General features: G+C 73.2%; 8 protein-coding genes. 6 read left to right on the forward strand and 2 right to left on the reverse strand.

Translation table 11 applies throughout. The annotated features are described in order from the left end of the window. Positions 1-505: 505 nt before the first annotated feature. Complete coding sequence (gene gabT / locus ACFV6I_RS23655) at positions 506-1,846, reverse strand: 4-aminobutyrate--2-oxoglutarate transaminase (RefSeq protein WP_380427496.1); 1,341 nt, start codon at positions 1,844-1,846, stop codon at positions 506-508. Positions 1,847-2,086: 240 nt separating this feature from the next. On the opposite strand from gabT, the gene ACFV6I_RS23660 reads away from it, so the two are divergent. The 3 genes from ACFV6I_RS23660 to ACFV6I_RS23670 all read left to right on the forward strand — a co-directional run bounded on the left by ACFV6I_RS23660 (position 2,087) and on the right by ACFV6I_RS23670 (position 7,553). Further along, positions 2,087-4,183 (forward strand): ATP-binding protein, encoded by a 2,097-nt coding sequence (locus ACFV6I_RS23660; RefSeq protein ID WP_380427498.1) that lies wholly within the window; start codon positions 2,087-2,089, stop codon positions 4,181-4,183. A 162-nt stretch (positions 4,184-4,345) separates the two neighbouring features. Next, on the forward strand, positions 4,346-5,911 hold the full coding sequence (locus ACFV6I_RS23665) for a PucR family transcriptional regulator (RefSeq protein WP_063347636.1): 1,566 nt from the start codon (positions 4,346-4,348) through the stop codon (positions 5,909-5,911). 199 nt (positions 5,912-6,110) lie between these two features. Then, a complete protein-coding gene (locus ACFV6I_RS23670; RefSeq protein ID WP_380427500.1) occupies positions 6,111-7,553 on the forward strand; it encodes an aldehyde dehydrogenase family protein in 1,443 nt (480 codons plus the stop codon). On the opposite strand, the gene ACFV6I_RS23675 is transcribed toward ACFV6I_RS23670, so the two are convergent. Next, positions 7,534-7,737: a hypothetical protein gene (locus tag ACFV6I_RS23675; RefSeq protein WP_380378380.1), complete on the reverse strand. Its 204-nt coding sequence runs from the start codon at positions 7,735-7,737 to the stop codon at positions 7,534-7,536. The genes ACFV6I_RS23670 and ACFV6I_RS23675 overlap by 20 nt on opposite strands. Positions 7,738-7,821: 84 nt before the next feature. Here ACFV6I_RS23675 and dxr point away from each other — a divergent pair, with 84 nt between their 5' ends. The 3 genes from dxr to ispG all read left to right on the forward strand — a co-directional run bounded on the left by dxr (position 7,822) and on the right by ispG (position 11,779). Continuing rightward, on the forward strand, positions 7,822-9,051 hold the full coding sequence (gene dxr, locus ACFV6I_RS23680) for a 1-deoxy-D-xylulose-5-phosphate reductoisomerase (RefSeq protein WP_063347633.1): 1,230 nt from the start codon (positions 7,822-7,824) through the stop codon (positions 9,049-9,051). Positions 9,052-9,170: 119 nt separating this feature from the next. Continuing rightward, positions 9,171-10,475 carry an RIP metalloprotease gene (locus ACFV6I_RS23685; RefSeq protein WP_107452864.1) on the forward strand — a complete coding sequence of 435 codons (1,305 nt, stop codon included), beginning with the start codon at positions 9,171-9,173 and terminating at the stop codon, positions 10,473-10,475. A 143-nt stretch (positions 10,476-10,618) separates the two neighbouring features. Next, a complete protein-coding gene (ispG, locus tag ACFV6I_RS23690) occupies positions 10,619-11,779 on the forward strand; it encodes a flavodoxin-dependent (E)-4-hydroxy-3-methylbut-2-enyl-diphosphate synthase (protein ID WP_063347631.1) in 1,161 nt (386 codons plus the stop codon). Positions 11,780-11,936 lie beyond the last annotated feature (157 nt).

The raw sequence follows: 11,936 nt of genomic DNA on the forward strand, positions 1-11,936 counted from the left end.
CCGCGCCACGCCCACCCACCGGCCCCCCCGCCCGGCAACGCCGTACAGCCCCCCCGGAGCCGGGGGGAGAGCTCGGGGGCGGCTCTGATGATCGCCGTTCCGTGCGCCCCGGGGGGTGTGGGTCGGACGGTCGGTCGATCGGTCTTCGGTGGACGCCACCCCTCCCGGGGCGGCCTGGTTGTCCTCGCGGCACGCATGCGGACCCGCCGTCGGGGGCGACCCCGCAAGCGGCTCCGCCCATGGCTGCGGCTCGCTGTCCATCGGTGATGACACTACGTCAACAGCCCTTCCGCGCCGAGCGCCTTCAGCGATTCCCCACATCATCTTCACCCCGCCCCGGGCGGCCCTCCGGGAGCCCCGACGACCTGGCCCGACCGGGCGTCGGGCCCGTCCGACCGGCCGGTGACAACCGAACGGCCCGCGAGGACCAGAGGTCCCCACGGGCCGTTCAGCGCTGTCCGGACAACCCTCCGGAGGGGGTTCACGACCTGACGGGCGACACCGCTCAGACGGCGGTGAAAGCGCCCTCCAGGATGTCCAGGCCCTCGGCCAGGAGGTGCTCCGCGATGACCAGCGGCGGCAGGAAGCGCAGCACGTTGCCGTAGGTGCCGGCGGTCAGCACCACCAGGCCCTCGGCGTGGCAGGCCTTCGCGATGGCCGCGGTGGCCTCCGCGTTCGGCTCCTTGCCGCCCGGCTTCACCAGCTCGACGGCGATCATCGCGCCGCGGCCGCGGATCTCGCCGACGATGTCGAACTTCTCCTGCATCGCCCGCAGGCGGCCCAGCATGATCTCGCCGATCCGCTGCGCCTTGCCGTTGAGGTCCTGCTCCTTCATCGTCTCGATGGCGCCCAGCGCGGCCGCACAGGCCACCGGGTTGCCGCCGTAGGTGCCGCCCAGGCCGCCCGCGTGCGCGGCGTCCATGATCTCGGCGCGACCGGTCACCGCCGCCAGCGGCAGACCGCCGGCGATGCCCTTCGCGGTGGTGATCAGGTCCGGGACGATGCCCTCGTCCTCACAGGCGAACCACTGGCCGGTACGGCAGAAACCGGTCTGGATCTCGTCCGCGACGAACACGATGCCGTTCGCCTTCGCGTACTCCACGATCGCCGGCAGGAAGCCCTTGGCCGGCTCGATGAAGCCGCCCTCGCCCTGGATCGGCTCGATGATGATCGCGGCGACGTTCTCGGCGCCGATCTGCTTGTTGATGATCTCGATCGCCTGCGCGGCGGCCTCGGCGGCGCAGTTCTCCGCACCCGTCAGCCAGCGGTACGGGTAGGCCACCGGCACCCGGTAGATCTCCGGGGCGAACGGGCCGAAGCCCTGCTTGTACGGCATGTTCTTCGCCGTCAGGCCCATGGTCAGGTTCGTACGGCCGTGGTAGCCGTGGTCGAACACCACGACGGCGGTGCGCTTGGTGTAGGCGCGGGCCACCTTCACCGCGTTCTCGACCGCCTCGGCGCCCGAGTTGAACAGCGCGGTGCGCTTGTCGTGGTCACCCGGGGTCAGCTCGTTCAGCTGCTCGGCGACCGCCACGTAACCCTCGTACGGGGTCACCATGAAACAGGTGTGGGTGAAAGCGGCCAGCTGCTCGCTCGCCTTCGCCACCACGGCCTCGGCGCTGTTGCCGACGTTCGTCACGGCGATGCCGGAGCCGAAGTCGATCAGCGAGTTGCCGTCCACGTCCTCCAGCACGCCGCCGTTGGCACGGGACACGTACACCGGCAGGGTGGTGCCGACACCGGCCGCCACCGCACCCAGCTTGCGGGCCTGCAGCTCCTGCGACTTCGGACCGGGGATCGCAGTGACCAGGCGGCGCTCCTGCGGGAGCGGCGTTGCGGCGCTCATGGGGTTCTCCAGACTTCTCGGCTCGGTGCTTCGCAGGCTACGGCCGCCCTCCCCGGCCGGGCATGCGCCACTCGGTAGCACTGAGCCGTCCGACTTGTCCGGCACGGCCAGCGCGGGTGGTGCGACTGCCAGCAGGCCCCGCTCCACTACATTGAGCGCGGGCGTGTCGCCGGTACGGCGGCATGGGTATGGCGGCACCGACGGCGATCGGGCCGGGCGGGCGAGGGAGCGGGGCCGTACATGGCGCACGACGGGGCACACCACCACACCGATCGGACCACCACCGGACCCCCGGCCCCCATGCCCCGCCAACGGCCCGGCACCCGCACCGACGGGGCCCCCGCCTTCGACCTCCCCACCTGGGCCGCGGCCCCGCGCCCGGAAGCCGAACCCGGCGTCTACCGGCTGGGCTACCGCCCGCTCGACCCGGAACGGGCGGAGGCGGCCCAGGTCGCGGCCTGGCCGCTGCTCCTGCGGGCGGGCCTCAACGCGCTGGTGGGGTGGTTCGCCTATCTCTACGGCACGCAGCTTCTGATGTACGTGCTCGTGTGGTTCGGCGGACAGGCCGGCATCGGCCCGCTCGCGTCGCCGTCCGAGTCCGAGGCCATGTTCACGCTGCTGGTGGCCAACGCGCTCGTGATCGGCGTCGTCATCAAGCTCTTCGGCCGGATGGGCCGTTGGCCCGAGGTGTGGCGGCGGTACGTATCGCCGTTGCTGTCGCGGGCGGTGACGCAGGAGCAGCCCGCCGAGGAGGGCGTGGCGGTGGCCCAGGTGGTGCGGCGGCTGGACCCGTGGGGCGGGCTGCGGCAGGGCGGGGCGGCCGAGGCGGCGGGGCGGCTGGAGGGGGAGGCGGTCGGGGACGTCGACTACGTGCGGATCCAGCGGGCGTGGGAGTCGGCGCAGGCGGATCCGGCGTTCGTGCCGGCCTTCGTCGAGCAGGTGGTGGCGCGCGGTGGGGCGGCCTTCGCGCACCCTTCGGAGTCGCGGGAGCTGGCGGACCGGGCTGAGCGGCACGATCTGCTGCTGGGCCAGGTCTGCCTGGGGACGGCCCAGGACGTGCCGAAGAACCCGCTGAGCCATCGGGCGGCCGGGTTCGCGCTGGATCCGGCGCTGCTGGGCACGTCGCTGCTGGCGGTGGGTCCGGCGGGGACGGGGAAGACGGCGCGGCTGGCGCGGCCGGTGGCGGAGGCGTTGTGTCTGCAGGCGCTGGCCGGTACCGCGTGTGTGGTGGTGGTGGGGGCGGCGGACGCGGATCTGGGCCCGGACGCCTGGTACGACGTGGTGATCGCGCCCGGTGATCCGGCGTCGGTGTACGGGCTGGACCTCTACGGTGCGGCGCAGGATCCGGACGAGGCGGCCGCCCGGCTGGCCGAGGCGCTGCTGCCGGACGAGTTGACGGCGCGCGCGGAGAACGCCCGGACGGCGCTGCAGCAGGTGGTGGGCCCGTTCCACGCCGCGTACGCCCGCTATCCGGGGGTGCGGGAGCTGCGGGCGCTGCTGGCCGGTGAGCCGGACGTGCTGGCGGCTCTGGTGAAGGCGCTCGGGGTGGCGGGCCGGCTGGCCGTGTACGAGCGGGACCTGGAGCACCGGGAGCGTCAGCGCGGCCGGGCGGACGATCCCGGGGCGCTGCTGGCGGACCGGCTGGCGCTGTTGGACCGGCCGGCCTTCGAGGGCGCCTTCGCGACGGACGGCACGGGGCGGCCCCCGTTCGCGATGCGGGTGCTGGACCATCCGTTGCGGGTGCGGGTGAAGTTGCCGGAGCGCAGCCATCCGGAGGCCGCGCGGATGCTGTCCCGGTTGGTGGTGGGTCAGTTCGTGCAGGCGGCGGGGGCCCGTACGGACCGTTCGCTGTTCGCGGGCCTGGTGGTGGACGACGCGTCGGCGGCGCTGGACGCGACCGCTGTGCGCGGGGTGCAGCGGATGCGGGGGGTGAACGCGGGCGCGGTGCTGCTGCTGCGCACGCTGGTGGATCTGCCGGAGGCGCTGCGGGCGCCGTTGTTCGGCGCGGTCGGCTGCCGGATGGCGTTCCCGGGGATCGCGCCGTGGGACGGCCGGCTGTTCTCGGAGGCCTGGGGGACGCACCTGGTGCAGGAGACCGCGGTGACCCACACGCCCGACACCTCGGGTGGCGTGGTGCGGCGGGCCGGGCGGTTGGGGCGGCGGGCGTTGTCGGGGACGGCGGCGCAGACGGAGTCGGTGACGACGCGGGACGTGGAGCGCCTGCGCTGGTCGCCGTCGGATCTGGCGCACGCGCTGCCGGCGGGGCATGCGGTGGTGTCGTTGACCGCGGTGTCGGGGGAGCAGGTGCCGCCGTTGCTGGTGGATCTTCGGGGCTGACGGGGCTGACGGGGCGCGGGGCGGAAGCTCGCCTTCACGGTGGATTCGGCAGTGCCGGTTGTCCGGAGCGTCCATAATGAGGGGGAGAGACTCTCACTTGTCCCATTGCCCTCTCCTCGCCCGGCCGCAACGGCGCGGTCAGGTCGATCCCCCGAAGGTGCCATGCCCCCCACACTCGCCTCCGTTGTCCGTAACAGTTCGCTCCATCTGACGGTCCTCGCCGGCGCGGACCACCTGGAGCGGCCGGTCCGCTGGGTGCACACCAGCGAGCTGGACGACCCGACGCCGTTCCTGGAGGGTGGCGAGCTGCTGCTCACCACCGGGATCAAGCTGGGCCGTACGGCGGCCCAGTTGCAGGCGTACGTGCACCGGCTGGCCGATGCCGGGGTGGTGGGGCTGGGCCTGGGGGTGGGGCTGTCGCACACGGAGGTGCCGCAGCCGCTGGTGGACGCGGCCGCGCAGCGGGGGCTGCCGCTGCTGCGGGTGCCGGAGCCGACGCCGTTCATCGCGATCAGCAAGGTGGTGTCGGCGGCGCTGGCCGCGGAGCAGTACGAGGCGGTGACGACCTCCTTCGAGGCGCAGGAGGAGCTGACCCGGGCCGCGCTGGGCAAGGACGGCACGACGGCGGTGGTGCGCCGGCTGGCGGCCCGGCTGGGCGGCTGGGCGGCGCTGTACGACGGGTCGGGGGCGCTGTCGGTGGTGGCGCCGGACTGGGCGGCGCGCCGGGCGGGGCGGCTGGCGGCGGAGGTGGACCGGCTGCGCCGGCGTCCGGCGCCGTCGAGCGCAGCGTTGCAGGGGCGGGCGCCGGGGATCGACACGGCGGACGAGGACTACGTGGTGGTCCAGTCGCTGGGGGCGGACCGGCGGGCCCGGGGCTTCCTGGCGGTGGGCACCGAGGACCGGATCACCCCGACCGAGCGGTACGTGCTGAACGCGGCGGTGGCGCTGCTGACCCTGACGCTGGAGCGTTCGCGCGAGCTGCGCCAGGCCGAGGAGCGGATGGGCGCGGCGCTGCTGCGGATGGTGCTGGCGGGCGAGGTGGCGACGGCCCGCCAGGTGGCGCTGGGGCTGTTCGGCGGTATGCCGGAGGGGACGATACGGGTTCTGGTGGCCGGGGCCGGGCCGAACGCGGAGGCCGCGGAGGCGCTCGGGGAGCTGGGCGACCGGGCCGAGCAGGCGGGCGCCCGGGTGGGCGAGAAGCTGCTGGTGGCGCGGGAGGACGGCGCGCACGGGGCGCGGCTGATGGTGTTGGCGCTGGACAACGGGGCGGTGCACCGGGCCTGTCTGGGCGTGGTGGAGGAGCACGAGGGCCTGTCGCTGGGCGTGTCGGCGCCGGCCGCGCTGGAGGATGCGGGGACGGCGCACGCGCAGGCCGAGCGGGCGCTGGCGGTGGCGCTGCGCGGTGGCCGGCGGTCGGTGGACCACGAGGAGGTCGGCGCGGGGTCGCTGCTGCCGCTGCTCGGCGAGGACGCGGTGACGGCGTTCGCCGAGGGGCTGCTGCGGCCGCTGCGCGAGCACGACCGGACGGCCCGCGGCGATCTGGTGGCCTCGCTGCGGGCGTGGCTGTCCCGGCACGGGCAGTGGGACGCGGCGGCGGCCGATCTCGGGGTGCACCGGCACACGCTGCGCTACCGGATGCGGCGGGTCGAGGAGCTGCTGGGGCGTTCGCTGGACGACACCGACGTGCGGATGGAGCTGTGGCTGGCGCTGCGCTCCGGCGAGGAGTAGGTCGCATCCGGGCCGCACCGAGCCGTACCGGGCAGGGCCCCGTCCGGGCTCGGCGCGGGAGGCCCTGGACGGGATGGAGCAGCGTCGGGGGCGAACGCTCCGAGTCGGCCAATCCGGTCGGTGCGCCGCCCCACCTACCCTCGGGTTCGGGTCCCACACCCGTGGGCCCGATGACGACGAGGAGAGGGCCGGTACCACGGTGACCACCACGTACGATTTCTGGCTGGCCGGCCGACGGGCGAGCGGCGACGCCGACTTCGAGGTGCACAACAGCTGGGACGGCCGTCTGGTCGGCAAGGTGAGCATCCCGACCGAGGCCCAGGTCGAGGAGGCGCTGGACGCCGCCGTCGCCGCGCTGCCGGTCTTCGCCGCCACCCCGGCGCACGTCCGCTCCGCCGCGCTGGACCACGTGGCCAAGCGCCTGGCCGAGCGCACCGAGGAGCTCGCCCAGCTGATCACCGCGGAGAACGGCAAGCCGATCAAGTGGGCCCGTGGTGAGGTCGGCCGCGCGGTGTCGGTCTTCCGCTGGGCGGCCGAGGAGGCCCGCCGGACCAACGGCGAGACGATGCGGCTGGACACCGACCCGGGCGGCGTGGGCCGTTTCGCGGTGGTGCGCCGCTTCCCGCGCGGTGTGGTGCTGGGGATCGCCCCGTTCAACTTCCCGCTGAACCTGGTCGCCCACAAGGTCGCCCCGGCGATCGCGGTCGGTGCCCCGATCATCCTGAAGCCGGCCCCGGCGACGCCGCTGTCGGCGATGGTGCTGGGCGAGATCCTGGCCGAGACCGACCTGCCGGCCGGTTCGTGGAGCATCCTGACGGTGCCGAACGACCGGATGCCGGCGCTGGTGCAGGACGAGCGCCTGCCGGTGATCTCGTTCACCGGTTCGGACAAGGTCGGCTACCAGATCATGGACTCGGTGCCGCGCAAGCACTGCACCCTGGAGCTGGGCGGCAACGCCGCGGCCGTGGTGCTCGCCGACTGGTCCTCGGAGGCCGACCTGGACTGGGCGGCCACCCGGATCGCGATGTTCGCCAACTACCAGGGCGGCCAGTCCTGCATCTCGGTGCAGCGCGTGATCGCCGACGCGTCGGTGTACGACGCGCTGGCGGAGAAGGTCGTGGCCAAGGTCAAGGCGCAGGTCACCGGTGACCCGAACGACGACGCGACGGACGTCGGCCCGCTGGTGGACGAGAACGCCGCGAAGCGGGTGGAGTCCTGGGTGGACGACGCGGTCGCCAAGGGCGCCAAGGTGCTCGCCGGCGGGGGCCGCGAGGGTGCGACCTACGCGCCGACCGTGCTGGCGGAGCTGCCCGCGGACGCGATCCTGGCCAAGGCCGAGGTGTTCGGCCCGGTCCTGTCGCTGCACCGGGTGGACGGCGTGGACGAGGCCTTCGCGGCCGTCAACGACTCGGCGTTCGGCCTGCAGGCGGGCGTGTTCACGCACGACCTGCAGACCGCGTTCCGTGCCCACCGGGAGCTGGAGGTCGGCGGTGTGATCATCGGCGACGCGCCGTCCTACCGCGCCGACCAGATGCCGTACGGCGGCGTCAAGGACTCCGGTGTCGGCCGTGAGGGCGTCCGGTACGCGATGGACGACTACACGGTCGAGAAGGTCCTGGTCCTCAGCGGCCTCGACCTCTGAGCGAACCCGTGAGTGAAGGGCCCGGTCCGGTGACCGGGCCCTTCGCCCGTTCCGGGGCCAGGTCGGCCCAGCCGCGCTGTCCGTCCGCGACGGAGACGGCCTCCTCGACCGTGGCGTCGCCGGCGAGCAGCCGTGCGAGCTTCGGCGCGATCTGCCCGTGGCCCCCGGCGATGACGGTACGCATGGCTCCGACGGCAGCCCGGGGCGCGGGGCGGCGTCCTGCCGGGAGGCGTCCTGCGCGGGGCCCCGGGCAGGACACAATGGGCGCATGACTTCGCTCGCCCACCCGCAGCTGCGGTTCACGCCCACCGTGCAGGACCCTTCCGGCCCCCGGGAGCTGGTGATCCTCGGTTCGACCGGGTCGATCGGCACCCAGGCCATCGACGTGGTGCTCCGCAACCCGGACCGGTTCCGGGTGGTCGCCCTGTCGGCGGCCGGCGGCCGGGTGGAGCTGCTCGCCGAGCAGGCGCTGCGGCTGGGCGTGCACACGGTGGCGGTGGCGGACCCGGCGGCCGAGCCGGCGCTGCGCGCGGCGCTGGCGGCGAAGGCGGCGGGCGCTGCGCTGCCGACGGTGCTGGCGGGGCCGGACGCGGCGACCGAGCTGGCCGCGATGGAGTGCCACTCGGTGCTGAACGGCATCACCGGGTCGATCGGGCTGCGGCCGACGCTGGCCGCGCTGAGGGCGGGCCGGGTGCTGGTGCTGGCCAACAAGGAGTCGCTGATCGTCGGCGGCCCGCTGGTGAAGGCGGTGGCGCGGCCGGGGCAGATCGTGCCGGTGGACTCCGAGCACGCGGCGCTGTTCCAGGCGCTGGCGGGCGGCACCCGGGCCGAGGTCCGCAAGCTGGTGGTGACGGCCAGCGGCGGTCCGTTCCGCAACCGGACGCGTGAGCAGCTGGCCGGGGTGACGCCGCAGGACGCGCTGGCGCACCCGACCTGGGCGATGGGCCCGGTGGTCACGATCAACTCGGCGACCCTGGTGAACAAGGGCCTGGAGGTGATCGAGGCGCACCTGCTGTACGACGTGCCCTTCGACCGGATCGAGGTCGTGGTCCATCCGCAGTCGGTGGTGCACTCGATGGTGGAGTTCACCGACGGTTCGACGCTGGCGCAGGCCAGCCCGCCGGACATGCGGATGCCGATCGCGCTGGGTCTGGGCTGGCCGGAGCGGGTGCCGGACGCCGCCCCCGGCTGCGACTGGACCAAGGCCGCGACCTGGGAGTTCTTCCCGCTGGACGACGAGGCCTTCCCGGCGGTGGAGCTGGCCCGCGAGGTGGGCACCCTGGGCGGTACCGCGCCGGCGGTCTTCAACGCGGCCAACGAGGAGTGCGTGGAGGCGTTCCTGAAGGGGCGCCTCGCTTTCACGGGAATCGTGGACACTGTTGCCAAGGTCGTCGCCGAGCACGGCACGCCCGTGCCGGGAACTTCCCTGACGGTCGAGGACGTCCTGCACGCGGAGGACTGGGCCCGCGCCCGGGCCCGTGAGCTGGCGGCGGGTTGACGGCGGCGGGTTGACGGCGTGGGCCGTTTCCGGCCGGGTGCACCCGTACCGGGTGTCCGGCTGGGCGTGACTGCGGTAAGACAAGACGACGAGCAGAGCGGCATGACGGAGGGCCAGCGGTGGCAATGGTTTTGACGGTGGTCGGCATCCTGGTCTTCGCGGTCGGGTTGCTCGTCTCGATCGCCTGGCACGAGCTCGGCCACCTCTCGACGGCCAAGCTGTTCGGCATCCGGGTGCCGCAGTACATGGTCGGCTTCGGCCCGACGGTCTGGTCGCGGAAGAAGGGCGAGACCGAGTACGGCTTCAAGGCGATCCCGCTGGGCGGCTACATCCGGATGATCGGGATGTTCCCGCCGGGTGCGGACGGCCGGATCACCAAGCGCAGCAGTTCCCCCTGGCGCACCATGATCGAGGACGCCCGGGAAGCCTCCTACGAGGAGCTCCAGGAGGGCGACGAGCACCGGCTGTTCTACACCCGCAAGCCGTGGAAGCGCGTCATCGTCATGTTCGCCGGGCCGTTCATGAACCTGGTCCTGGCCTTCGGGCTGTTCCTGACGGTCATGATGGGCTTCGGCGTCTCGACGGCGGTGCCGACCATCGGCTCGGTCGCCCAGTGCGTGGTCAAGGCCGGCTCGCCGACCGACGTGTGCCCCGCGGACGCGCCCAAGACCCCCGCCAACGAGGTCGGGCTGCGGCAGGGGGACAAGGTCCTCTCCTTCGGCGGGGACCGGATCCGCGACTACGACCAGCTCCAGGCGGACATCCGGAAGTCGGCCGGCCAGCAGGTCGAGATCCTGGTCGACCGGGGCGGGCAGCAACTCGTCCTCAAGCCCGTCATCGCCGTCAACGACGTGCAGAAGTACGACGGCAACGGCGTGCCGCTCAAGGGCCAGACCGTGCAGGCGGGCTTCCTCGGCTTCACCCCCAAGCAGGGGGTCGTCCAGCAGAGCTTCGGGCAGTCCCTGGACCGGATGGTCGGCATGGCCGAGAACGGGGTGAAGTCGCTGGCCGCGCTGCCCGGCAAGATCCCCGGTCTGTGGAACGCCGTCGTCGGGGACTCCCCGCGTGACCCGGACTCGCCGATCGGCATGGTCGGCGCCGCCCGGGTCAGCGGTGAACTGGTGAGCATGGACCTGCCCGCCAGCCAGCGGGTGGCGATGTTCGTCAACCTCCTGGCCGGGATCAACCTCTCGCTCTTCCTGTTCAACATGCTGCCGCTGCTCCCGCTGGACGGCGGCCACATCGCGGGCGCGGTCTGGGAATCGGTCCGCCGCCGATTCGCTCAGCTGTTCAAGCGGCCCGATCCCGGCCCCTTCGACGTCGCCAAGCTGATGCCGGTGGCGTACGTCGTGGCCAGCGTCTTCATCGGTTTCACCCTGCTGGTGATGGTCGCCGACCTGGTGAACCCGGTGAAGATCAGCTAGAGCGTTCGGGTACGGCGGGTGTGCTGGGGTCCGGCGCCGTGCCGTACCGTGGAGGCCGGGTGCGCGATCTAGGCGCGCCCGGCCTCGGCCGTCCCACTGGCCAGGCGGTCGACCACACCTCAACCCCGGGGAACCCTGCGCACATGACCGCGATCTCGCTCGGTATTCCGTCCCTGCCGCTCAAGCCGCTCGCCAAGCGCCGTGTATCCCGGCAGATCATGGTCGGCAACGTACCGGTCGGCGGTGACGCTCCCGTCTCGGTGCAGTCGATGACCACCACCGTGACCGCGGACATCAACGCCACGCTGCAGCAGATCGCCGAGCTCACCGCGTCCGGGTGCCAGATCGTCCGGGTCGCCGTCCCCACCCAGGACGACGCCGACGCGCTGCCGATCATCGCCAAGAAGTCCCACATCCCGGTGATCGCCGACATCCACTTCCAGCCGAAGTACGTCTTCGCCGCGATCGACGCCGGCTGCGCCGCGGTCCGCGTCAACCCGGGCAACATCAAGGCCTTCGACGACAAGGTCGGCGAGATCGCCAAGGCCGCCCGGGGCGCCGGCGTGCCGATCCGGATCGGCGTCAACGCCGGCTCGCTCGACAAGCGCCTGCTGGAGAAGTACGGCCGTGCCACCCCCGAGGCCCTGGTCGAGTCCGCGCTCTGGGAGTGCTCGCTGTTCGAGGAGCACGACTTCCGCGACATCAAGATCTCGGTCAAGCACAACGACCCGGTCGTGATGATCAACGCCTACCGCCAGCTGGCCGCCGCCTGCGACTACCCGCTGCACCTCGGCGTCACCGAGGCCGGTCCGGCCTTCCAGGGCACTATCAAGTCCGCGGTGGCCTTCGGCGCGCTGCTCGCCGAGGGCATCGGCGACACCATCCGGGTCTCCCTCTCCGCCCCGCCGGCCGAGGAGATCAAGGTCGGCAACCAGATCCTGGAGTCGCTCGGCCTGCGCCAGCGCGGCCTGGAGATCGTCTCCTGCCCGTCCTGCGGCCGCGCCCAGGTCGACGTCTACAAGCTGGCCGAGGAGGTCACCGCCGGCCTGGAGGGCATGGAGGTGCCGCTGCGCGTCGCCGTCATGGGCTGCGTCGTGAACGGCCCGGGCGAGGCCCGCGAGGCCGACCTCGGCGTCGCCTCCGGCAACGGCAAGGGCCAGATCTTCGTCAAGGGCGAGGTCATCAAGACCGTCCCCGAGTCGAAGATCGTCGAGACCCTGATCGAGGAGGCGCTCAAGCTCGCCGAGCAGATGCAGGAGGCGGGCGTCGAGGCCGGTACGCCGACCGTCGTCGCCGCCGACTGACCACGCAGGGTCCGCGCGGTGCGCCGCGCGCAGTCTTCCGGAAGCGGGGGGGGGGGGGGGGGGGGGGGCCCCCCCCCGCGGGGGGGGGGGGCCCGGGGGGGGGGGGGGGGGGGCCCCGGCGGAGGCGGGGGGGGGGCCCGGAGATGGGGGGGCCCGA

This window comes from Kitasatospora sp. NPDC059803, from assembly GCF_042732255.1.
Classification (GTDB): Bacteria; Actinomycetota; Actinomycetes; order Streptomycetales; family Streptomycetaceae; genus Kitasatospora.